The organism is Streptomyces sp. NPDC058375 (assembly GCF_042723425.1).
Lineage (GTDB): Bacteria > Actinomycetota > Actinomycetes > Streptomycetales > Streptomycetaceae > Streptomyces > Streptomyces durocortorensis.
Window position 1 is genome coordinate 40,990 of the sequence record NZ_JBHXJG010000007.1, and the last position, 23,548, is coordinate 64,537.

17 protein-coding genes and 3 pseudogenes are annotated in these 23,548 nt (G+C 69.1%); 10 read left to right on the plus strand and 10 right to left on the minus strand.

From position 1 onward, the window contains the following. Positions 1-65: 65 nt before the first annotated feature. From ACFWM7_RS02765 to ACFWM7_RS02785, 5 genes are all read right to left on the minus strand, one after another. Entirely contained in the window at positions 66-2,429 is a 2,364-nt protein-coding gene (locus ACFWM7_RS02765) for a glycoside hydrolase family 3 N-terminal domain-containing protein (protein ID WP_383254264.1), read from the minus strand. Between the two features lie 127 nt (positions 2,430-2,556). Continuing rightward, entirely contained in the window at positions 2,557-3,348 is a 792-nt protein-coding gene (locus ACFWM7_RS02770; RefSeq protein ID WP_383254267.1) for an SDR family NAD(P)-dependent oxidoreductase, read from the minus strand. 63 nt (positions 3,349-3,411) lie between these two features. Further along, positions 3,412-4,584 (minus strand): glycoside hydrolase family 1 protein, encoded by a 1,173-nt coding sequence (locus tag ACFWM7_RS02775; protein ID WP_383254269.1) that lies wholly within the window; start codon positions 4,582-4,584, stop codon positions 3,412-3,414. Between the two features lie 86 nt (positions 4,585-4,670). Next, positions 4,671-5,987 carry an MFS transporter gene (locus tag ACFWM7_RS02780; protein WP_383254271.1) on the minus strand — a complete coding sequence of 439 codons (1,317 nt, stop codon included), beginning with the start codon at positions 5,985-5,987 and terminating at the stop codon, positions 4,671-4,673. 40 nt (positions 5,988-6,027) lie between these two features. Further along, complete coding sequence (locus ACFWM7_RS02785; protein ID WP_383254274.1) at positions 6,028-8,535, minus strand: glycoside hydrolase family 2 TIM barrel-domain containing protein; 2,508 nt, start codon at positions 8,533-8,535, stop codon at positions 6,028-6,030. A gap of 187 nt (positions 8,536-8,722) precedes the next feature. Here ACFWM7_RS02785 and ACFWM7_RS02790 point away from each other — a divergent pair, with 187 nt between their 5' ends. Beyond that, positions 8,723-9,697 (plus strand): LacI family DNA-binding transcriptional regulator, encoded by a 975-nt coding sequence (locus tag ACFWM7_RS02790; protein WP_383254276.1) that lies wholly within the window; start codon positions 8,723-8,725, stop codon positions 9,695-9,697. 169 nt (positions 9,698-9,866) lie between these two features. Here the strand turns inward: ACFWM7_RS02790 and ACFWM7_RS02795 are convergent, their stop codons facing one another. Next, entirely contained in the window at positions 9,867-12,128 is a 2,262-nt protein-coding gene (locus ACFWM7_RS02795) for an MMPL family transporter (protein WP_383254277.1), read from the minus strand. Between the two features lie 249 nt (positions 12,129-12,377). Here ACFWM7_RS02795 and ACFWM7_RS02800 point away from each other — a divergent pair, with 249 nt between their 5' ends. Further along, on the plus strand, positions 12,378-13,106 hold the full coding sequence (locus ACFWM7_RS02800; protein ID WP_383254280.1) for a response regulator transcription factor: 729 nt from the start codon (positions 12,378-12,380) through the stop codon (positions 13,104-13,106). 38 nt (positions 13,107-13,144) lie between these two features. Continuing rightward, positions 13,145-14,143, plus strand: a complete 999-nt coding sequence (locus tag ACFWM7_RS02805) for a sensor histidine kinase (protein WP_383254284.1) — start codon at positions 13,145-13,147, stop codon at positions 14,141-14,143. A 233-nt stretch (positions 14,144-14,376) separates the two neighbouring features. Here the strand turns inward: ACFWM7_RS02805 and ACFWM7_RS02810 are convergent. Then, positions 14,377-14,700: pseudogene (locus ACFWM7_RS02810) on the minus strand (5-amino-6-(5-phosphoribosylamino)uracil reductase); the annotation flags it as partial. A gap of 858 nt (positions 14,701-15,558) precedes the next feature. On the opposite strand from ACFWM7_RS02810, the gene ACFWM7_RS02815 reads away from it, so the two are divergent. Continuing rightward, complete coding sequence (locus ACFWM7_RS02815; RefSeq protein WP_383254285.1) at positions 15,559-15,831, plus strand: hypothetical protein; 273 nt, start codon at positions 15,559-15,561, stop codon at positions 15,829-15,831. A gap of 497 nt (positions 15,832-16,328) precedes the next feature. On the opposite strand, the gene ACFWM7_RS02820 is transcribed toward ACFWM7_RS02815, so the two are convergent. Beyond that, entirely contained in the window at positions 16,329-17,408 is a 1,080-nt protein-coding gene (locus tag ACFWM7_RS02820; RefSeq protein WP_383254288.1) for a YihY/virulence factor BrkB family protein, read from the minus strand. A 298-nt stretch (positions 17,409-17,706) separates the two neighbouring features. On the opposite strand from ACFWM7_RS02820, the pseudogene ACFWM7_RS02825 reads away from it, so the two are divergent. Further along, a pseudogene (locus tag ACFWM7_RS02825) lies at positions 17,707-18,379 on the plus strand (HNH endonuclease). A 221-nt stretch (positions 18,380-18,600) separates the two neighbouring features. On the opposite strand, the gene ACFWM7_RS02830 reads toward ACFWM7_RS02825, so the two are convergent. Continuing rightward, a complete protein-coding gene (locus tag ACFWM7_RS02830; protein ID WP_383254290.1) occupies positions 18,601-18,924 on the minus strand; it encodes a hypothetical protein in 324 nt (107 codons plus the stop codon). Positions 18,925-19,237: 313 nt separating this feature from the next. Here ACFWM7_RS02830 and ACFWM7_RS02835 point away from each other — a divergent pair. The 5 genes and pseudogenes from ACFWM7_RS02835 to ACFWM7_RS02855 form a co-directional block, all read left to right on the plus strand. Next, a pseudogene (locus ACFWM7_RS02835) lies at positions 19,238-19,564 on the plus strand (hypothetical protein); the annotation flags it as partial. Positions 19,565-19,746: 182 nt separating this feature from the next. Further along, positions 19,747-20,550: an alpha/beta fold hydrolase gene (locus tag ACFWM7_RS02840; RefSeq protein WP_383254292.1), complete on the plus strand. Its 804-nt coding sequence runs from the start codon at positions 19,747-19,749 to the stop codon at positions 20,548-20,550. Continuing rightward, a complete protein-coding gene (locus tag ACFWM7_RS02845; protein WP_383254301.1) occupies positions 20,550-21,836 on the plus strand; it encodes a PP2C family protein-serine/threonine phosphatase in 1,287 nt (428 codons plus the stop codon). Before ACFWM7_RS02840 ends, ACFWM7_RS02845 begins: the two co-directional genes overlap by 1 nt. Beyond that, positions 21,833-22,171: an STAS domain-containing protein gene (locus tag ACFWM7_RS02850; RefSeq protein WP_383254294.1), complete on the plus strand. Its 339-nt coding sequence runs from the start codon at positions 21,833-21,835 to the stop codon at positions 22,169-22,171. The genes ACFWM7_RS02845 and ACFWM7_RS02850 overlap by 4 nt, the downstream gene beginning before the upstream one ends. A gap of 273 nt (positions 22,172-22,444) precedes the next feature. Further along, positions 22,445-22,945: a cupin domain-containing protein gene (locus tag ACFWM7_RS02855; RefSeq protein WP_383254295.1), complete on the plus strand. Its 501-nt coding sequence runs from the start codon at positions 22,445-22,447 to the stop codon at positions 22,943-22,945. A gap of 134 nt (positions 22,946-23,079) precedes the next feature. Here the strand turns inward: ACFWM7_RS02855 and ACFWM7_RS02860 are convergent. Beyond that, positions 23,080-23,548 (minus strand): deaminase (locus ACFWM7_RS02860; RefSeq protein ID WP_383254298.1); only part of this gene is annotated, 469 nt, incomplete at its 5' end.

Here is a 23,548-nt window from a genome sequence, read left to right on the forward strand (position 1 = left end):
CGGGCGGGATGACCCGAACCATAGGGCCAGCGCGTGGCGGCGACCTGCTCCGCGGATCTTCTGGGTCAGACGAGGTCCGGGACCTCGACCGTGGCCTCGCCGCGGATGTCGGCGCTGGAGAGTCCGAGGAGTACGGTCACCTCGCCCGCCTCTACGCCTCGCCGGCCGTCGGGCAAGGTGTAGGCGAGGCGCTCCAGCGGAACAGTGAACTCCACCTTCTCGGTGGTGGACCCGGTGAGCGGGACGCGTGCGAAGTCGACGAGCTGCCGGACCGGGCGGACCACGGTGGCTCCCTCGTCGCGCACGTACAGCTGCACGACGGCCGAGCCGTCCCGCTCGCCGAGGTTGCGGGCCTGCGCCGCCACCTTCAAGGCCCCGTCCTCGACCGTGACGCCGTCGAGCGTGATGTCGAACGTGGTGTAGGAGAGCCCGTGGCCGAAGGGGTAGAGCGGGCTGCTGTCGGTGAGGTCGATGTAGCCGTGGCGCGGCAGCGTGGGGTGGTCGTGGCCGGAGCCGATCGGATGTCCGTGGTACATGGGGATCTGCCCGACGCGGCGCGGGAAGGTGGAGGGGATGCGACCGCCGGGCTCGGCCACTCCGTACAGTACGTCGGCGATGACAGGTCCGGCGACCGGGCCGAGCAGCGGTGCGAGCAGGACCGCGGCGGACGCCTCGTGCACCGGTTCCAGCAGCAGCGGACGGCCCGAGACGACCACGGTGACCACCCGCTTGCCGGCGTCCCGGAGGGCCTCGACCAGTTCGGTCTGGTTGCCGGGCAGCGTCGGGTTCGACGCCGTGCGGCCCTCGCCCGCGGTGTTGTTCCCGGCCCAGCCGGTGCGCTCACCGACGACCGCGATCACCACGTCGGCGTCGGCGACGGACGCGGCGACCGCCGCCGGGTCCAGGGCGGGCGCGTCTTGTTCGAGGCTGCCGAGCGCGTGATATCGCACGGCCGGGTCGAGGGCGCGGACCGCGTCGGCCACGGTCAACGACTCGGGGTGGAGCGTACGGGCGTTCTCCTCGAAGGCGGGCTCGATGCCGGGGAGCCGGACCTGGAAGAGGTCGGGGAACACGTCCGGCGAGGCGCTCTGGCCGGGGAGCGCGCCGGTGGCGAGGAGGGAGATCGCCTTCACCATCTCGGCTTCGGAGACGGTCGAGTAGGCGCCGAAGTGGACGCGGAGCTCGTCGGCGGCGGGTCCCACGACGGCGACCTTCGCGGCGCCTGGGGCGAGGGGAAGGATGCCGTCGTTGGCGAGCAGGGTGACGCTCGCGCCGGCGACCTCGCGTGCCTGCCGGTCGGCGGTCGTGCGGTCGAAGCCCTCCGCCGCCCTGGCGGGGCGCGCGGGCCGGATGTCGGGGACCAGCCCGAGGCGCGCCTTCACTTCGAGGACGTTGGTGACGGCCCGGTCGAGAGCCTCCTCCGGGAAGGTGCCGTCCTCGATGAGCGGACGCAGGCTGCTCGTCGTGGCGTTGCCCGGCAGCTCGACGTCGATGCCGGCGTCGAGCGCCTGCCCTGCGGCGTGCCCGGGCGTGGGAGCGGTCCGGTAGGTGTTGTGCAGCATGGTGAGCGAGTCGTAGTCGCTGACGACGAGTCCGTCGAAACCCAGCTGGTCGCGGAGGAGGTCGGTGAGCAGCCAGCGGTTCGCGGCGGCCGGTATTCCGTCGATGTCGTTGTACGAGTTCATGACCACCGAGAGGCCGGCCTCGGCGATCGCCCGGCGGAACGGCTCCGCGTGCACGTCGGTCAGTTCGCGGCGGCCGAGCTGGGTGGCCGCCTGGTTGAGGGCGCCGAGCGAGTTCGCGTAGCCGAGGAAGTGCTTGCCGGTGGCGAGGATGCCGCTGTCCGCGTCGTCGCCCTGCACCCCGCGGATGAAACCGATTCCCATGCGCGTGACGAGTTCCGCGTCCTCGCCGTACGTCTCGTGGACCCGCCCCCACCGGATGTCGCGGGCCAGGTCGAGCACGGGAGAGAAGAGCAGGTGGATACCGACCCCCCGCGCCTGCCGCGCGGCGGTCCGCCCGACGGTGTTGCTGACCGCGGGATCCCAGCTCGCCGCCTGCCCCCACGGAGTCGTGAACTGGTGGCCCTGCGGGTGGACGAACCCGCTGACCCCCTCGGCGTGCACGAGCGAACCGATACCGAACGGGGCCAACTCCCGCTGGACGTCCTGGAAGTGCGCGAGGTCCCGGCGCAGTTGTTCCAGGTCCGGGCTGAACTGCTGTCCCATGGAGAGGTGGCCGACGCCGTGCGGCCTGACTCGCCGGAGCTGGTCGATGTCGTACGGGAACCCCTGGGAGAAATCCGGGGTTTCGGCGCCAGGCGTGCTGAATTTGGCGAAGTCGATGAGGTCCATGGGGATGACGCCCTGGATCTGGGCGATCTTCTGGTCGAGGTCGAGACGGGAGACGAGGGTGCGTATATCGGTCATGGTGTTCCTTGTGTGTCCATCGGGTCGAAAGTGTTCAGGGCCGACTGGCGACGGCTCGGTCAGCGGATCTCAGCCCGGGGAGCCCTGGCCCGTGCCGGTGGCCCGGTGCGGAGAAGCCCACTGGCCGTCACAGGACGGCCTTCATCTGCTTCGCGACGATGCGGGTGGCCCATTTCGGTGAAATCCGATACAGCCTGTCGAGCAGCCGGGCGTCCGAGCCGATCAGTACCCGGAAACTGCCGTTCCCGACACCGTCGACGACCTCGCGGGCGGTCCTCTCGGGAGTGGTCGCGCGCACCTTGCGGCCGCCGGCGTCGATCATCGCCACGCCGGAGTTGCCGCTGATGTTGGTGCTGATATTGCCCGGGAAAACCGTGGTGACAGCCACGTTCGTGTCGATGAGCTCTTCGTAGAGCCCTTCGCTGAACTGCTTGACGGCTCCCTTCGTGGCTCCGTAGAAGCCCTGTCCCGCGAACGCGACCAGCGCGGACAGGCTGGAGATGTTGACGATCGCGGCGGCCGGCCTGGACCGAAGGGTGGGCAGGAGCGCGAGAGTGGTGTTGACGGTCCCCCAGAAGTTCACGTTGACGATGCGCTCCAGCTCATCCCGGGACAGCTCGGCGAGTGGGGCGAACCGGTGGATGATGCCCGCGACGTTGATGACTCCGTCGATCTGCTGGTGGGCTTCGAGCACGCTGTCGGGCAGGTCCTGGACGGCGGTGTTGTCGCTCACGTCGAGAACGTGGGTGGTGAGGCCGCGGTGGTGAGGCTCTGCCAGGGTGCGGGTTTCCTCCAGCCCGTCAGGGCGGAGGTCCACGGCCGCAACTCGCGCGCCTCGGGCGAGCAGTTCGAGCGCGACGTGTCTGCCGATGCCGTTGCCACCCCCCGTAACAACAAACACGCTGTTCTTGATTTCCATGGGTTCTCTCTTCGAGTGGAAGCGGTGGGCGGGCCGGAGCACCCCCGGGCCGGCCGTTCGCGGTCAGGTGAGCGTGCGCGTCCGGGCGACTGCACCGAGCCAGGCGAGGCTGGGCTTGGGAGTGCGGACGAACGTCTCCCGGTCGACGGCGATCAGCCCGAAGGTGGGCTCCCAGTGGCCCCACTCGAAGTTGTCCAGGGCGGACCAGTGCAGATAGCCCAGCACGTTCGCGCCCTCGTCCGAGGCCTCGCCGAGGTGGCGCAGTGCCTCGCGGGTGTAGGCGATGCGCCGTTCGTCGTCGCTGGTCGCGATTCCGTTCTCCGTGACGAGGATCGGTATGCCGTCCAGGAACCGGTGCGCGTGGCGGACGGCGATGCCCAGGGCGTCCGGCCGGTAGGGCAGTCCCACCTGGGTGTTGTCAGGGCTCGGAGTGTGGGGGACCAGGCCGTCCTGGTCGACGGTCTGGGTGCTGTAGGCCTGGATGCCGACGAAGTCGTCCCCTCGGCAGCCTTCCAGGTACATGTCCTCCCACAGGTAGCGCACCTCGGCGAGCTTCTGCTCGGCTCCGGGGGCGGCTTCCTGCGCCTGGGAGGAGATCGTCATGCCGACCTTCGCGCCGGTTGTGTCGCGCAGGATCGGCACGGCGGCCCGGTGCGCGGCGATCAATACGCGGCCGATGGACTCGTCGGGAGAGGCGAGCACCGTCGGGTCGATCTGCTCGCCGCGGGCCGCGCGCACGCGCATTCCGTGCATGACCGCGACCATGTTGGGCTCGTTGATCGTGCACACCCAGTCGACGTCGTGCAGGATCTGTGCCGCGAACTCGACGTAGCGGGCGAAGGCGTCCACAGCGCCGTCGCCGAGCCAGGCCCCCTGCTCTTCGAACCAGATCGGATGGGTGAAGTGGTGCAGCGTTACCACGGGCGTCAGACCCAGGGCCTTCGCGGTGTCGATCATCCGGCGGTAGTGCGCGAGTTCGGCGCGGGAGAACGCGCCGGGGGAGGGTTCGATGCGGGCCCATTCGATGCTGAACCGGTAGGCGTTCAGACCTGCGTCGGCGAGGAGCCGCATGTCCTCGGCGAAGCGGTGGTAGCTGTCGAGGCCGTCGCCGCTGCGCTGAAGCCCGTATGGCCCCTGTTCGATCAGCCACCAGTCGCTGTTGAGGTTGTTGCCCTCCACCTGGTGAGCGGCGGTCGAAGCGCCCCAAAGGAAGTCGTCGGAGAAGAGTTCGGGCATGAGTGGTGCTCCTGGAATGTGATGTTCGGAAGGGTCAGGCACCGTCGTGGGGACCGGTCTTGTCGGGTTCGACACGTTCGGCGTGGTCACCGGACGCCCCGCACCTGCCAGGCCGTGATGCCGGCGCCGGTGGCGATGAGGGCAGCTGTGAGGTAGAGGGCGGTGTAGTTCTGTCCGCCGCCGGTCATCAGGATGAGAGGCGCCACGACGGGGGCCACCGCTGAGGGGATGTAGCCGGCCACGTTGAGGATGGACATCCACCGGCCCGCCTCGGTTCGGTCGGGCACGACGTCGCTGGCCAGGGCCAGGTCGACGGAGCCGAACAGGCCTGCGGCGGCGAGGATCAGAAGGGTGGCTACCGCATAGCTGAGAACGTTGGGGGCGAAGGCCATCACGGTCAGCCCACCACCCGCGAGAGCGGCAGCTACGTACAGGAAGGGCTTGCGTCGCCGCAGTCGATCGGAGAGAAGCCCACCCACGACCGCGAAGCCGGTGGTGACGACGATGCCGATTCCCCCGACCAGGGCCAGCTTCTGGCCGGCCTCCTCCGGAGCGAGACCGATCCGGTCCAGGAGGAAGTAGAGCTGGTAGGTGCTGAAGAAGGTCATGCCGACCTGGAGCAGGAACCGGCCCAACCAGACGAGCGCGAAGTCCCGGTGCTTGCGTGGGTCGAACACCAGTTGTCTGAAGACGAGGGCCAAGGGCTCGTGTTCCTTCGTCCTCGCAGCCGGCCGATCCGGGATGGCGGAGACGTAGAACACGAACGCGACGACGAGGACGACGAGCGGGGACAGGAACATCAGCAGCAGGTTGCCGGTGAGGGCACTGCCCACCAGGCTCGCGGCAACACCGGCCAGCTGTGTGGAGACACCGGAGAACGCGCCCACCTTTCCCCGCTGTGACTCGGGGACCTGATCGGCTATCACCGGAGCCAGGGCGCTCAGGATCGCGGCGAGACCGAGGATGTAGACGACCCAGGCGACGGCGACGAACAGGACGGTCGAGGCCAGGGCGATGGCCGTCCCGGCGGCTGCACAGATGACGATACCGGCGGCGACCCAGGGCCGCCGGCGGCCCCAACGGCTTCTCGTCCGGTCCGTGAGCACGCCGGCGAGCGGCGTGACCACGACGTTGAACAGGGCGCCGATGCCGACCACGAGCCCCAGACTCGACTCCTTGCCCCCTGGGTCGATCAGCTGGATCTTGTACGCGAGCCCGAACAACATCGGCAAGAGCATCGTGAGGTTCGCGGCGAACGTGATCAGTGTGTAGACGAAGATGAACCATGTCGAAACGCGAGGCGGCTCGCTGTGCCCGGCCGGCCCCGAGTCGGCGGTCGGAGGCAGACTGCCCTCAGGGCCGACGCCGATGACGGGGGGCTGAGACGGTAGAGCAGAAGACATGACAGGACTCTCTTGTCGGTCGAGGAGGCGCCCGGGGGCGCTATCCGGCTTCCGCCGCTGACACCGCGGCGTTCTGGCGCTCTGCCTCGGACGGCTCTCCAGGCGTTCCACCGGGCGCGTCTGCACGCGCGGCAACAAGCTCGACCTCGGCCTCGCCATGTACGGCGGAGCGGGCGAGAAGACGTATGGCGCCGAACTCTCCACTGGGCCTCAGCACCGCCAACGCCCGGCCCCGGAACGTGGTGTGCGTGGCCGCCACGAAGGACTCCTCGGTGGCCGGAGCGGCCGTGCCGAAGGCGATGAGTTCGGCCGGGCCGCTGACCTCCAGCGTGACCTGGTCGTCGGCAAGCATCTCCACGACGCCGTCCGCGTCCGTGACCGCGACCGTGACGAACGCGAGATCGTCACCGACCAGAATCCGGCGCTCCGCTGAAAGCCGGAGGCCGAGCGGGCCCGAGGAGGAGCACACCGTGCTGCGGCTCACCACCGCTCCGTCCCGATAGCCGACCGCGGCCAGTTCGCCAGGTTCGTACGGCGTCCGGAACCGGGCGCGGAACCTGTGGCGGGAACCGGCCTTGCGGCGGCCCAGGGAGCGGCCGTTCAGCAGCAGTTCGACCTCTTCGTCGGCCGAGTAGACCTCGATCTCGGCCGTGCGGCCTTCGCAGCCACGCCAGGACCAGCTCTCGACCGCGTCCGTGCTGCGCCACGCCGAGCGGACCACGGGCTGCCCGCTCCGGTCGACCGGGCGGACGGCGATGGCTGGTGCCGTGAGAGTTCCCCATGCCGCCTGCGCGAGTCGCAACGAGGCGTCCGGGCGCCCGGACAGATCGATCATGCCGGGGCCGGCGATCACGTAGGGATAGGGCTTCGACAGTCCCGCACGCTTCCCCGGCACCCATACACCGACACCGGCCTCGCCGAGATACTCCCAGCCCGCCCAGACGAAGTCGCCGATCACGGCGGGGTGGGCCTCCACCAGGGACCACGCCCGGGCGACATCCCCGGGAAGGGTCTCCGTACCGAGGATGACCCGGTTCGGGTAGGCCTTCACGTCCTGGCGGTAACGGGCGAGGCCGTAGTTGTAACCCGCGACGTCCACCACCCCGAACACGTCACGACTGGCCTTGTCGGCCTGGCGCAGCCGCGAGACGAGGTTCATCATCCGGCCGATCTGGTTGACCATCCTGTTCGCCTCGGTGCTACCCGCCATCGACGTCTGCTTCGCGTCCGTCGTGGGGTCCGCGGCCTTCCCCGACTTGTAGGGGGAGGCGCCCAGGGAGACCAGGACATTGAGGAAGATGTTGACGGCGACGGTGACCGGGCGGTCGGGATCCGCGGCGTGGAAGTGGTCCGTGATCTCGCGGGCGAGCTCGACGCCCTCGGGGGTCGCGGTCTCGGGAATCTCGTTGCCGATCGCGTACATCACCACACTGGGGCGGTTGCGGTCCTTCCCGATCAGGGCCGCCGCGTCCTGGCGCCACGTGTCGCGGAACCGGTCCGCGTGATCGTGGGCGGTCTTCTTGACGAACCAGTAGTCGGCGAACTCATCGACCACATACATGCCCAGTTCGTCGCACGCGTCCAGCAGGTGGCGGGACATCGGGTTGTGTGCGCTGCGTACGGCGTTGAATCCGGCCTCCTTCAGGATCCGCACTCGGCGGAACTCGGCGCTCCGGTGTGTGGCGGCACCGAGGATCCCGTTGTCGTGATGGATGCACGCGCCCCGCAGCAGAACCGTGTGCCCGTTGATCCGCAGACCCTGTTGTGCGTCGACCTCGACGGTGCGCAGCCCGACCCACTCCCGCCGTTCGTCGACTACCGTGCCCTCGTGCTCGATCCGGGCGATGAGCCGGTACCGATGAGGGGCGTCGGCCGACCACGGCATGGGCCGGGCGACGTTCATGGTGGTCACTCCTGCGTCGGAGTGCCCCGTCGCGGAAGCCACTTCGACATCGCCGTCCCACAGTTCCGTGGTCACCGAGAGCGTCTCCGACGACGGATTCGTCACCTCGTAGGCGACCTGGACGTGCGCGTCCGGGCCTAGGGAGAGGGTGCGCAGCCGCAGCCCGTCCGAGGTGAAGTGGATCGGAGGGCGCAGCACCACGTGCACGGGCCGGTAGAGGCCGGACCCGGAATACCAGCGGCTGTTGGGCTGGTGGCTGTTGTCGACCTCGACCCGGATGTCGTTGTCGGCCCCCCACTTGACCGCGTCCTGGAAGGAGAGCTCGCGCTCGGTGTACCCGCCCCGGATCCGCCCGATGAACCGTTCGTTGACATAGACGTCCGCGTCACCCTGCACGCCTTCGAACCGCAGGCCGACGAGGAGGCCGTCGTCGGAGTCGGCTGTCCAGGTGGTGCGGTACTGGTACGTCCCGCCGAAGAACCAGCCCGCGTCGGCTCCACCGGGGCTGGACGGCCCCCGCCTCTCGCCGATCATCGCGTCGTGCGGCAGCCGGACCTTGATGCTGTCCACCGAGGAGGCTCGCTGGAACTCCCACGTCGCAAGCGGAACCTCCGTGGTTCCGCCGACCGGATCGTAGCTGGCCACGTTCTCCCTCGCTTCACCTCGTGTCTACGCCAAGCGCGTATGGGGCAAGGACAACACTCGTGTTGTCTCGCGTCAATACTTAAGTTGCTGGCTTGTTAATAGTGCAGGTCAAAGCGTCAATAATCTCATTGTCGCGCGTTAACAAGCGTAGCGTTGTCCCGTGTTAACGTGCTGCGGGAGGCGAGGCATGACGACAAGCAGCAAGGACGTAGCGGCGCGCGCGGGGGTGTCACGGTCGACGGTGAGCCAGGTTCTCAACGGCCATGAGGACCGCTTCTCGCCGGAGACGGTCGCGCGGGTGAAGGAAGCCGCGGACGGTCTGGGATACCGTCCCTCGACGGCGGCGAGAACCCTGGCCCGCGGCACGAGTGACATCGTGATCACCCTGGTGCCCAACATCACGTTCGGGCCCCGTCTGCGGGACTTCCTCGATGTGCTCTCCAGCGGGCTCGAACGCGAGGGATACGTGAACCTGCTCCGTCTGGCGACTGCCACGGACCCGATCGAGGACGCGGTGCTCGGCCTGCGTCCGTACGCCGTCGTAAGCCTCGCGCCACTGGAAGAATCCGACCGCAGACGACTGCAACGCCACGGTGCGCTCGTCGTGGAGCATTCACGTGCGGCGCAGGAGCACCTGGACACCGCGATCGGCCAGCGTCAGGCGGAACACCTGGCCGCCTGTGGCTACCGGACGATCGCCGCCGCCGTGGCCGTGGACGCGCGGGAACACCGATTCGCCTCTCCGAGAGCAGGAGGCGTTCACGAATGGAGCCTGCGCAACGGCCTCCACGTCCTCCCGACGCTGTACGTCGACCTCACCCATGAGGGACCGGCCGGGGCCGTGGCGCAGCTGCCCGAGGTTCCCCTCGGAATCGCCGCCTACAACGACGAGGTCGCGCTGGCCGTACTCGGAGCCGCCCAGCAGCTCGGCCGGAGCATTCCGGACGACGTGGGGATCATCGGGGTCGACAACTCCCCCCTCGCCCGCATTGCCACGCCCGCCATCACGTCCATCGACTTCGACATCGAGTTCAGTGCCCGGAGCATGCTCCGGGCGATCCTCGACCACGACTCCCGGTTTCAGGATGCGGACGCCGCAGAGGTCGAACGACGGCTTCGCGTGGTCAGTGGCCGCAGCACCCCGCCGCCCGCTCAGGTCTGAGTCCGACGGAGGGGGCCTGGGCGGATGCGAGGAGAAGGAGGCCGGCTCTCGGGCTCACGCACCGCTGACCACGCGGAAGGTCGCCGCCTTCCGTGCTAACACGCTCCCTTCTCGCGTGCGACCCAATCGAGGGCCCGGAGGAGGGAGCGTGTTAGCGCCAGTGGGTCAGTCACTCCCCCGAAGGGGCGTGGCCGGCACCGACGGACGCATGCTGCCGGGGGAGGTGCGGTTCTTCGGAGCCGCTGGGCGCGGTGTGCAGCTGGGTGAGACGTTCACCTTCGATGTCCACCTCGGGCAGCCACCGCTGCAGAACGCGGGGCAGCCACCACGCCTTGTGGCCGAGCACCGCCATGACCGCGGGCACCAGGGTCATGCGGACCACGAAGGCGTCCAGCAGGACGCCGATGGCGAGCGCGAAGCCCATGCCCTTGATCACCTGCAGTTCGGCGAAGATGAACGAGCCGAAGATCGCGATCATGATGAGAGCCGCGGCGGTGACCACCTGCGAGCTGTGGCCGAAGCCACGGACCATGGCCTCGGTCGGCGGCCTGCCGTGCTTGTACTCCTCACGCATGCGGGAGACGAGAAAGACCTCGTAGTCCATGGCCAGCCCGAACAGAATGCCCACCAGCAGCATGGGCAGGAAGCTGAGCACCGGGCCTGTCTGGGTGATGCCGAGGAGATCGGACAGCCAGCCCCACTGGAAGACGGCGACCAGCGCCCCCAGGGAGGCGCCCAGGGAAAGCAGGAAGCCCAGCGCGGCCTTCAGCGGGACGGCGATGGCGCGGAAGACGACGATCAGCAGCACCAGGGCCAGCCCCATGACCAGCAGGCAGTACAAGGGGAGGGCGGAGGACAGCTTGTCGGCCACATCGATGTTCACCGCTGACGTGCCGGTGACGTTCAGCGTCGTGTCGGTGCGCTGCTCGATGCCGCCGCGGGCCTCGCGGATCTCGGCCAGGAGGCCCTTGGTGGCCTCCGACTCGGGACCGCTGGAGGGAGTGACGTTGACCAGGGCGGTGTCACCGGACGAGGCCGGGACGGGCGGGGAGACCGAGGACACGCCCGGAAGCTCCTTCACCTGTGCGGCGAGGTCGTTCGCGGCCGACAGGACGGCGGTCTTGTCCTCACCCTGGGCGAGGATGACCAGGGTGCCGCTGTAGCCGGGGCCGAAGCCCTCGTCGATGAGGGTCTGAGCGCGGCCCGCCGAGCTGTGCGGATCCACCCCACCACCCAGGCCGAGCCGAAGGTCCGCCGCGGGGGCGGCCATGATGCCGAGGCCGAGCAGGCAGGTGACCAGCACCAGCCATGGACGGCGCGCGACCAGGGACGCCCATCGCTGACCTCGGCCAGGACGCCCGGTGGCGGTCGCCCGCCGCTGTGCGCGCTCGGCTGATCGGCGCAGCACGGGGACCGTGCTGGTGGCGATGCCGGCGCCGACGAGTCCCAGTACGGCAGGGAGCAGGGTGACGGCGATCAGGACAGACACGACGACGGTGGCGGCGGCGCCCAGACCCATGACGGTGAGGAAGGGAATGTTCACGACCGCGAGCGCGGCCAATGCGATCACGACGGTCGCCCCGGCGAAGACCACGGCCCCGCCGGCGGTGCCCGTCGCCAGCCCGGCCGATTCCTCGGGGTCCATACCCTCCCTGACCTGCGTCTGGTGGCGGGAGACGATGAAGAGTGCGTAGTCGATGCCCACCGCCAGGCCCAGCATCACGGCCAGGATGATCGAGGTGCTGTCCATCGTGATCACGCTGGTCATGGCCAGAAGGGACAGCACGCCGATGGCTACGCCGACCAGGGCGGTCGCCACGGGGATGATCGCACCCCGCAGGGTGCGGAAGACGAGCACCAGGACTCCCAGGGCGATCAGGACGCCGACGGCTTCCATGGGCCCGAGGACCTTGACCTCAGGCACGAAGGCGTCACCGCCCAGCTCCACGCTCAGCCCTGCCCCGCGGCCCTCTTCGGCTGCCGCCTCGATCTCCTGCTTCGTGGCGTCCGGGATGGCGTCAGCCTTCTCGGCGGCGAAGGTGACCTGCGCAATGCCGGCGCGACCGTCAGGCGAGACCGTGCCTGTCTCTACGGAAGGGGCCGTAGCCGCTGCCACGCCGGGCGCCTGTCCGGCGTCCCGGGTCATGTCGGCGATCGCCTCCGCAGGTTCGCCCGCGGTGACCTTCTGACCGTCGGGTGCCCGGAAGACGATCTTGCCGGTGACGTTGCCGTCTGCCGACGGGAACTCCTTCTCCATCACGTCCAGGGTGCGCTGCGCCTCCGTTCCGGGGATGGAGGTGGACGAGCTGAACGGCTTCATCAGCCCCAGCGCGGCTACCCCCGCCACCAGCAGCACGGCGAGCCAGGCGCCGATGACGGGCCATTTGCGCCGGTAGGCGAAACGGCCCAGGCGGTACAAGAATGTGGACACGCGAAAGACTCCCGGGATGTCAGAGAACGAGGGCGCACCCCGGCCAGACAGAACGGCCGAGCGCTACTGCCCCCGATGTGGGGCGTACTCCACGCTAGGCCGGTGGCTCGCGAGCACCCGGCCCAACGAGCTCCTCAGGCCGGTCTTCACATGAAACTCCCATGGAACACCGCAGGCCGATCGGACAAGCTCGGTGAAGACCGACCTCTCGAAGCAGACTGACCCCATGCGAACAGGAAAGACACAGGGATGACGGAGCAGACCCCTACGGACGCCGGTGCGCGCCCGGCACAGCACGGCCGGCTCCTCGTGGTCGATGACGAACCGGCGATCCTCGACACCGTCAGTCGCTTCCTGCGGTTCCTCGGCTACGAGGTCCGCACCGCCGCCACCGCCTCCGAGGGGCTCGCCATGGCCCGCGCTTTTCTGCCCGAGCTCATCCTGCTGGACGTGATGCTGCCCGACGGGGACGGCTTCGAGGTGATGCGACGCCTGCGCCAGGACAAACTGCCGTTCGCCGTCGTCTTCCTGACCGCCCGCGACACCCGCAAAGACCTGATCAGGGGCCTGACCGCAGGTGGGGATGACTACATCACCAAACCGTTCGGGCTGGACGAGGTCGCCGCCCGCATCACCGCCGTGCTGCGCCGCACCCGGCAGCGGGACCACGGCAGCTCGGTACTGCGGGTCGCCGATCTCGAACTCGACACGGTCACCTACACCGTGCACCGTGCCGGGGTGCCACTCGATCTCTCCCCCACCGAGTTCCGCCTGCTGCGCTACCTGATGCTCCACCACGGGCGGGTCCTGCCGCGGGCCCAGCTCCTGGACCACGTCTGGTCCTACGACTTCAACGGCGACGACACCGTCGTCGCCACCTACATCAGCTACCTACGCCGCAAGATCGACGCCCTGGGGCCCCCGTTGATCCACACCCAGCGGGGTGTCGGCTACAGCCTTCGGGAGCCGCGATGCTGAGGCGGTCCCGGCGAAGGCCGCTGCGTACCCGGCTCAGCGTGGTCGTCACCGCCCTGTGCGCGTGCGCCATGGCCGCCACCGCGTGCGCCTGGTTCGGCTCAGGCGGCGACCCCGCGGCCATCGTGATCGTCGAAGTGGCCGGGCTGCTCGTCGTTGCTACGGCCACCACCGCCGTCGTACGACGCGAGCTGCGGCCACTGGAGTACGCGGCGGCCACAGCCGACTCCATCGCCGCCGGCGATCTCTCGCACCGGGTCGCGGAAGCCACCACCGCTCCCGCCACCGAAGTCGGCAGGCTGGCCGTGGCCCTGAACCGCATGCTCGACCAGATCCAGGCCGCGCTCACGGCACGCGAGGCATCAGAGGAACGCATGCGTCAGTTCGTCGCGGACGCCTCCCACGAACTGCGTACCCCATTGCAGTCCCTGCGCGGCTATGCCGAGCTCTACCAGCACGGAGCTCTGCCGGACACCGCCGCGGTCGATACAGCCATGGGCCGCATGGCGTCCGAGATCCAGCGCATGACCCGACTGGTCGAATCTCTTCTCATGCTGGCGCGCTTCGACGAGGAGGACGAAGCGGAACTTGAACCCGTCGATCTCAGTCGCGTGGTCGCCGAGTCCTGTCAGGACGCTGCCGCCGTGGAACCGGATCGCCCGCGCAGCGTCCGCATCCAGGAAGATGTGTTCGTTCTGGGCGACGAGGCACAGCTCCGCAGCCTGATGGCCAACCTTCTCGGGAACATCCGCATGCACACTGCCCCCGACGTCCCGTGCGGCATCGAGCTGAGCGTCACCCGGGACACGGTACTTCTCAGTGTCGAAGACCGCGGGCCGGGCATCCCGCCGGAATCCCAAGGACATGTCTTCGACCGGTTCTACCGGGCGGACAAAGGCCGCAGCCGCGCGGTCGGCGGCACCGGCCTGGGCTTGTCGATCGTCGCCGCGGTCGCCGAACTCCACCATGCGGGGGTACGTCTGGACAGCGTGCCCGGCCACGGCACCCTGATCGAGATCGCTTTCCCGCCCGGGAGGTGAACGGGGCTCTGGTGCTGCGGGCCCGCTCCGGTGCGGGCGGGGCGTTATCGCGTGGCTGTTCGAGCGACAGGGCTGTGCTGTCCCGTATCACGGGCCGGGGCGGGACGATGGTCGTGCAGTGAGCCTCCTCGGGTCTCGATCAGGCAGGACCAGGTGTCGCTGGGTGACATGCAGCAACTCGTCGGCGCGCTGGCGGAGATGACCGTCGCGGCCTACGTCTCTGCGTCGCCACTCCGCAGGCCGGCGTCTTGGATGAGCTGGGCGCAGGGGCGAGGGCGGGATGCTCGCTTGGAGCAAGGCTCCAGGGAGCTGTAGACCGTGGCTGTGGTGAGCCGGGCATCATCGGTGGGGAGTTTAGCGAGGGCGCCCTCCTCAGCGTGGTCGTGGGGATCGTTCTCGCGGGAGTAGCCACGGGCGAGTTCGGTTCCGTCGACCGCGACGATGACGGCTCCCACGCTGAAGGCGGTCTTCGACGGCGGGCAGAGGGCGGCCAGCTCGCAGGCGAGGGCGAGCCAGTTCCGGTCCGCGGTGTTGGGCGTGCGGCCGGTGCCGGGGGATCCCCATCGACGTGCGTGCCGTACGTGGGAAACCGACGGCGCTGTCGGCACGCTGCTCATGGCTCGACAGAGCGGCTCACTCGATCTGCCGCGCGCCGACGACGCGGCCGCATCGAGTCAGTGGACAATCTTGACGCCGAAGCGGCCGCCCAGGGCGAGTCCACTCCCAGGTCCGCTGACCGGCGGCCCGTGCCTCACGGTGCCGACTCAAATTTGCGAGTACGTATATCGCGCCACGCAATCCGGCCGGGTTGAACGGGAACTGCGCGCTGACGCGCCGGCGAGGCTGATCAGCTCGTGCGCCCGACCCGCACGAAGACACGAGTCCGGCAGCAAGGCGATCCCGGCTTGCTGTCGGGGAGCCGGGTGCCTGGGACATCGCAGCGAGGCACCGGGTGAAGTAGCGGCAGGTGTCCCCTGACAGTGAAGTTGGGTAGTTTTCCAGGAAAGTTGGACCAGGAAGGTAGCGCGAGACCCTGACCATCGGCACCGGCGAGTCGTCTCATCCGATTCACGACAGGCTTGCTGCCGTGCCTGACCGGAGAGACTATGTTCAGAATACGACCGGCCGTTCTCGCCCCCTTGATCATCATTCCCGCCGTGACCATGGGCGTCGTGATTGCTGACGGTAGGGCGTTCGAGTCGCACTCCCCGGTCCTGCCCTCCGACCCCTGCCCAGCGTCGGCTGCGTCCGGGCGAGGGGTCTATCCCACGACCTACACCGAAAACGCGGAACCCTATACCGGGCCAGGCCCGCATCCGGTCGATCTTCGTTTCCAGCTAGGTGAGGAACTGCCTCCTCACTGGACGACAGTCGACAGCGAGCCGTACACAGCGCAGTTGGTCGCTTGCGAGTACGTGGAACGAGCCACCCTCGCGGACCTCACCGACATCGACTGCGACTACCGTGGATTCGGAGAGGTACGGCTGATCCAGGCTCGGGCCACCTACCTCCTGCTCGAAGCAAAGACCTCCAAGCAGATCACCCGCTTCGAGGTCGAGGGGAAGGACACCTGCCCAGCCGTTTTGAACTACTCTCCCGACGACCGCCCCGGGCACATTTACGAGAAGATGGACTCGGAAAAGATCATCGAGGCCCTGCGCCCCTATGTCGAAGGCGAGGCCCACTGAGGAATTCCCGTGCCTTCCGGTGCGGGAACCCGTGTACTCGGCGACACGCAGGGTGCGCATGCGGTCTACGGGGGAGGTCGGGCAGTGCCGGCCGGCCTGGCTGGCTGCGTGCCTCGTCCCGCTCGCGGCTTGTAGGGCTGCCCTGGAGATACCTTGCGACGCGGTACGCAGAGGCACGGAATTGGGGTCAGCCCGAAGCGGATCCCGCCACATCGAACTCTTCGTGGTGGAAATCCGCGCGTCCACCCCACTGCGCCCCGGGAAAACGCACCGTCCCGGGGCCCAGCACTTCGGGGACGCCGTGCCCAACGATGGTCACGCGCTGGGTTGCGGGGCTGTACCGGCGAAGGGTGACCGCCGGTACAGCGCGTTTCATCATCCTGGGCTGCCGGAGTTTGGGGCGTGAGGCGGTGTCGCGCCTTCGGTGAACCCCCTCAGGGATCGTCCCGCCGACCATGGACAGCCTCGGCCCGAAAGCTTGCAGTGGGCGGAGGTTTTCAGGCGCCGTTGTCCTTTCTGTTCGAGCGGGGGTCGACGGGGCCGGTGTCTCCCATGGCCCTGCGGTCCTCGCTGGTCCACTTGCGGGTGTCGCGGGGGTCGACGTAGGGCTCCTCCGTATGTGGGTGGCCGCTGATGACAGCTCGCTCACGGGCCATCTCGGCGTCGAACTCCAGGCCGAGCAGGATCGCCAGATTCGTGATCCACAGCCAGACCAGGAAGATGATCACGCCTGCTAGAGCGCCGTAGGTCTTGTTGTACGAACCGAAGTTCGCGACGTAGAAGGCGAAGGCCGCCGATGCCACCATCCAGAGCAGCAGCGCGAGCAGGCTGCCCAAGGACACGAACTTGAAGCCCCGGCCCTTCGCGTTCGGCGCTCCCCAGTACAGGAGCGCCAGCATGATGGTCACCAGCAACACCAGGACGGGCCACTTGGCGATCGACCAGACGGTCATGGCCGTGTCCCCGACCCCGAGAGCGGTGCCGATCTGACGTGCGATCCCGCCCGAGAGCACGACGATCAGCGCGCTCACACAGGCCAGCACCATCAACGCCAGCGTCAGGCCGACGCGGACCGGGAGCACCTTCCAGGCCGGGCGGCCCTCGGGCACGTCGTACACGGCGTTGGAGGTCCGGATGAACGCGGCGATGTAGCCGGACGCGGACCACAGTGCGGCCAGCAGACCCACGATGGCCATCACCCAGCCGGTCCCGCTGCTGGACTGCAGCTGGGTCACCGCGTTCGTGAGGACATCACGTGCCGCTCCTGGAGCGAGTTTCTGCATGTTGTCCAGGACGGCCCGGGTGGTTTCCTTGCCCGCGATGCCGAGGAGGGAGACCAGGACCAGCAGGGCCGGGAACAGGGCCAGGATGGCGTAGTACGTCAGTGCCGCGGCCCGGTCGGTCAGCTCGTCCCGCTTGAACTCGCTCAGCGTGCGTTTCAGCACCGCCCCCCACGACCCCTTGCCGAGCTTCGCAGGTGATTCGGGCGTGTCACGGTCCGCCTGCGCATGCGAGCCGGCTCCTGGCCGGCCTCCCTCCGGGCCCCGCCTGTTTTGATCATGCTGTTCGTTCGCCATAGGAAGCACACAACCTCAAGGGGGTCGGGTAGGCGACCTCGCGGCCGCTGGATGCCGCGGACAGAGGGGGCACCCGTCGGGCGGGCCCCGGGGTGGAGGGGGCCGCGCCCGCCACGGACGCCTGCCCGGATCCCAGGCACGGGTGACGGCCCCTGTGACCGGGCCCGGGCCTCGCGATTCCGCCGCTGTGCGGCCGGGTGCGGCGGAGCGTTTCTGCGGTGAACCTCTTCGCCCGGGCGGGTGAGCACCATGGCGCAGAGCCTCATCGGGGGCGCGGTGCGGCCTGTAGAGCCCCTTGGTGATCAAGAACCTTGTGCGCGGCAGCGCACTTTCCCTCGCCCTTGTCCTCGTTCCTCTCGTTTCCTCCCCGGTCGCGCAGGCCGCCCCGTACCCGAGGTGACCATGCTGGCCGGAGCGGTCGGTCTGGTGCGGGTCACCGAGGAGGACCGCACTGGGTGCACCCGCAGCAAGGTCAAGCACTGGAACAGTGGCGACGACGCAGGCGACGGGTGCAACACCCGCGCCGAGGCCCTCCTGGCCGAGGCGGTTGTCGCGCCGACGGTCGGGGCCGGCCGCAAGCTGACCGGCGCACCTGGCCGTCGTACTACGACGGCCAGGGGGTCACCAGTGCCGGCTCCCTGGACATCGACCACATGGTGCCGCTCGCCGAGGCCTGGGGCTCCGGGGCCTCCGGGTGGTCGGCGGCGCGGCGGGAGGCGTACGCGAACGGCCAGGGGGCGGATGTCTCCTTGGTCGCGGTGACGGCCCGGTCTGAGCGGCAGAAGTCGGATCAGGATCCGGCGGACCGGATGCCGCCGTCGCCGGAGGCGCCGTGCCGGTACGTGGGGGAGTGGGTGGCGACCAAGCTCCGCTGGCAGCTCACTGCGGATGACCGAGAGCTCGAAGCGCTGAAGGTGTATGCCGAGGGCCCGTGCGAGGACACCGTCGTGCGCTACACCCCGGCCGCCTGATTCCGTTTGCTGCCTTCATCAGGTCGTGACCGTTGTAGACGCCACGGACGTCGAAGGGGCCCCGGACCGTGTGGGTCCGGGGTCTCTTCGCGTCTCCGCGCGGGGAGAGTGTCGGGTCAGACCCGTGCAGTTGGGTGTGCGGGGCAGTCCCGAGTCTCCTGGAGTACGGCGGCGCGGGCCTGGCGCCGGTGGCGACCCTCTGGGACACGATGGCGTCGGGGTCAGTTCCAGTAGTCGCGGTGTTCTTGACGGCGCCAGCGGTCGTAGTCGCTGTAAGGGGTGGGCAGTCCCAGCTTTACCCAGATGAGGCGGCCGGCCGCATACGCGATGGGGACCGCGATCCCGACGGCCAGGCTCTGCTGCTCGGACAGGTCAGGGACCAGGCGCGCGGTGTAGAAGCCGGCGGCGAACAGGGCCCCGGCTCCGACGAGATACAGCAGGGAGCTGACCACCCCCATCGCCTGGCCCATGGCGGCGCCCAGCAGGGCGAGGAGCAGCCAGATGGCGATGGGGGCGGCGATGACGATGAGCGCGAGCAGCATCATGGGGTGTGACGCTAGTGACCCTGCGCGGCGCGGCACCACCCCCCCCGGGACACGATGCTCGCCAGGCCGTGAGCCCCGGGCCCGGTGACCCCGCCGCCGGGTCGCCCCCCGGCTCACCGCCCGCCCGGCCGGTCAGCACCGGGTCGGTGCCGAGCCGCCGGGGCGGCGGAGGGTGCCGCGTGAAGCCGCGATCGTCCGCCGCGAGCCTGCCGTGAGCACCTGCTGGAACTCCGGTCCGGTGGAAGGCCGGGCCAACCACATCAAGATGACAAGCGCCAGATGTTCGGCCGCGGCACATTCCCACTCCTCCGCCGATGTCCAGCTCCAGGAGGCCGACGGACGACTGCGGGTCTTCCCTCGAGCCCAGCCCATCTTTGCTCGGCCGCCCAGGCCGCGACGACCCCCGGCAGTGCGGCTCGCCCCCGGCCAGTGGGTGCGCTGGCGGCTCAACTACCGCTTCAGCAGTGCCCTGGGGATCCGCGACTGGTTGTACTGGCTGGACACCTTCAACACCGCCTACGGCCCGGTGAACGCCGATGTCTTCCTGTCCACGCCCACCGTGTTCATCGACGAACAAGGGCCGCTCCGACAACCCTGTCGTCAACTTCGACCACGGCCCCGGATGACGTTGCATCACTGAGGCCGAACCCCCGTAGATCGTCCTCACGGAATTTGTGCCTGATCCCGCTACTGCTCGATAAAGCCACCAGCCCATGCCGCGTGGATGACACCTGTACCGCCAAGAGTAAATGGGTTCGGTTCTCACCCAGCTCGTCGGCTCCGTGGCATTGAGGCGAGGCGGTGGGTGGGAGACTGCCGGGTATGGATCTCTGCCGTAGGAACAACGTGACCGTCACGGGCCGTGTGGACGGGCCGGTGCTCCTGCTGGCGCACGGGTTCGGGTGTGACCAGAACATGTGGCGTCTGGTGGTTCCCGCGCTGGCTGAGAGGTACCGGGTGGTGCTCTTCGATTATGTGGGTTCGGGCGGGGCGGACCCGTCGGCCTGGGACGAGCGACGCTACAGCTCGCTGGAGGGTTATGCCCAAGATGTGCTGGAGGTGGTCGAGGAGCTGGATTTGCGGGATGTGACGTTCGTGGGGCATTCGGTCAGCGCGATGGTGGGGGTACTTGCTGCGGCGAAGGCGCCGCAGCGTCTGTCCCGGCTGGTGATGGTCGCTCCTTCGCCCTGCTACATCGACGACGACGGTTACCGGGGAGGGTTCAGCTCCGAGGACATCGACGAGCTGTTGGAGTCGTTGGAGTCGAACTATCTGGGCTGGTCGGCGGCGATGGCCCCGGTCATCATGGGCAACGCGGACCGGCCGGAACTCGGCCAGGAGCTGACGACCTCGTTCTGCGCGACCGACCCGGACATGGCCCGCGTCTTCGCCCGCACCACGTTCCTGTCCGACAGCCGCCAGGACCTCAAGACGGTCGCGGTCCCGACGCTGATCCTCGAGTGCGAGCAGGACGTGATCGCCCCGAGGGAGGTCGGCGCCTATGTCCGCGACGCCATCCCGGGCAGCCGCCTGGTGACGCTGGCGGCGACGGGGCACTGCCCGCAGCTGAGCGCACCGCAGGCCACCGCGGATGCGATCACCGACTTCGTCGGAGCGGCCTCGTGATGTGCCGCACCGGCCACTCGGCGCCTGAGCCGGGGGACGAGCAGGACGTGGACGCCACGGACGCGGTGTTCACCTCGCTGTTGGAGGACAGCGCCGAGGAGCTGTACGAGCAGGCCCCGTGCGGGTATCTGTCGACGCTGATGGACGGCACCATCGCGAAGATCAACACCACGCTGCTGGGCTGGCTGGGCCTGGACCGGCCCCAGGTGGTGGGGCGGATGCGGTTCGCCGACCTGCTGACGGTGGGCGGCAAGCTGTATCACGAGACACACTTCGCGCCGCTGTTGCAGATGAAGGGCGAGGTCAGCGGCATCGCCCTGGACATCACGGCGGCCGGCAAGCAGCGGATGCCGGTGCTGGTCACCTCCAAGGTGAAGACCAGCGAGGACGGCGAACCGCTGCTGATCCGCACCACCGTCTTCGACGCCCGCGACCGCCGCGCCTACGAGGCCGAGCTGCTGCGCGGCCGCAAAGCGGCCGAGGAAGCACGCCGGCGGTCCGAAGCCGACCGCCTCCGACTCCAGGAGGCACTTGCCGTCCTCCAGCAGAGCCTGCTGCCCGCCCAGCTGCCCGCGGTGCCGGGCCTGGAGGCGGGCTCCTACTACCACACGGCCTCCCCGGACCTGCTGGGCGGAGACTTCTACGACCTGTTCCCCCTGAACGACGGCCGGTGGGCGTTCTTCCTCGGCGACGTGTGCGGCAAGGGCCCCCAGGCCGCAGCGGTCACCTCCCTGGCCCGCTACACCCTGCGCGCAGCCGCCCTGCACGACGAGGACCCCACCACCGTCCTGAGCACCCTGAACACAGTGCTGCACGACCGGTACGCCGCCGGCGATGGCCGCTACTGCACTGCCATATTCGGCGTCCTCCAACCCGACGGCGACCACACCGACGTGCACCTGGCCTCCGGCGGCCATCCCTCCGCGCTGATCCAGCGCGCCGACGGCCACGCCGACTACCTTCCCACCCCCGGGGGGCTCCTCGTCGGAGTCCTGCCCCAAGCCCCGTTCACCGCCGCCCGTACCCGACTGCTGCCCGGCGACACCCTGCTCCTGTACACCGACGGCCTGACCGAGGCCCGCACCGGACCCGACCGCGAGCTGTACGGCGACGACGCCCTGCGCGCCTTCACCACCGCCCAGCCGCCTGCTGGCCCCCAGGCGCTGATCACCGCCCTGAGCGGTCTGCTCACCTCCTTCGGTGACGGACTCGACGACGACACCGCACTCCTTGCCCTCGGCGTGCCCGCCACACTTCCCGACCCCGCGAGCGACGACCTGACATGAGCCCGTTGACGATCACCACCCGAGAGGCCGCCACCGGCCCCGTACTCGAGGTCACCGGCGACCTCGACCACGAAACAGCCCCCGCACTGCGCAAGGCCGTGGAAGGCCTTCCCGTTAGTGCGGGGCAACTTCTGGTCGTGGACCTGACCGGCCTGGACTTCTGCGATTCCAGCGGGATCAGTGCGCTGCTGTCGGCCCGGAGCTTGGCTGTCGAACACAACGGTCAGATAGCCCTTGCCGCGGTGCCCGCCAAGACCGCCCGCGTCCTGAGCATTGTCGGCCTGGACAAGGTCTTCGCCATCCACCCGGACGCCGCGACAGCCACCGCCGGCTGACTGCCCCGCGCAGCAGTCGGCCGAGGCGGTCTCGCCAGGGACGGCCGCCAGACTTTGCACCAGCTGACGTGCTGCGCCAGATCCGAGGCTCGGTGACGTGGCTCCCCTGGACCGAACCCGGCCCGAGCGACAAGTGGCTGCTGACACCGCGGGCTTCTAGCCTCGGTGGCGTGAGCACTCGGACAGTCCCCGCACTCCCGCCCGCACGCGCGCTGCCGACCGAGGACGACCGCGCAGTCGAGTACCGGGGGCTGCCGTCCGGAGGAGGACTGCATGATCACCGCTGAGCAGTGGGTCGAGGCGCTCGGCCTGGAGGAGCACGTGGAGGGCGGGTACTTCCGCCGGACGTTCCAGGCCGATCACCGCCCGCGCATCTCCACCCCGGCGGGCGACCGGTACACGCTGACGTCGATCCACTACCTGCTGACCCGCGCGTCGCCCGTGGGCCACTGGCATCTCAATCAGTCGGACATCCTGCACTTCCACCACCACGGCGAAGCCATCACGTATCACCTCCTGTACCCCGACGGCCGCCACCACACCGCCGTGCTGGGCCAGGACCCTTACCGGGGCCAGCTCCTCACACTCGCCGTTCCCGGCGGAGTCTGGAAGGCGTCCCACCTCACCCAGGGTGACCACGGCCTGATCAGCGAAGCCGTGGCACCTGGATTTGCATACGCCGACATGACGCTCGGCCAGGAAGCCGACCTCCTGGAGTACTTTCCCGACCGGGCAGAACTGATCCGCCGCTACTGCCGACCCGCCGCACCGTGACGGTCTATGCGACGACGGCGCCCTCGGGTTCCCTCGCCAGGCGGCACGACGAGTCGTCCTTGCGAGCCGGAGGGGCGAGTTGGAGCGGGACGGCACGGGCCCGTGATGCTAGGTCCAACGACTGATGATCCCTATCAGGGGAGGTGGCTGTTGGGCGCCTGCGCAGCATTCGCGTACTTGGAGAGCGCAATGACGGTTGCACCGGCGTCTTCCAGGAACTTGGCTCCCACGGCACCCACCACGAAGGTGTCGGGCTCGCTCCACGCGGTGACGACGCGGCGGAGCCGGGCGTCCTGGATGAGCTGGGCGCAGGGGCGGGGGCGGGAAGCTCGTTTGGCGCAGGGCTCCAGGGAGCTGTAGATCGTGGCGGTGCTGAGCCGGGCGTCACCAGCTGAGAGTTTGGCGAGGGCTCCTTCTTCTGCGTGGTCGTGGGGATCGCTCTCACGGGAGTAGCCGCGGGCCAGTTCGGTTCCGTCGGCCGCGACGATGACGGCTCCCACGCTGAAGGCGGTCGCCGAGGGTGGGCAGAGGGCAGCCGGCTCGCAGGCGAGTGCGAGCCAGTTCCGGTCCGCGGTGTTGGCCGTACGGCCGGTCCCCCGGGAC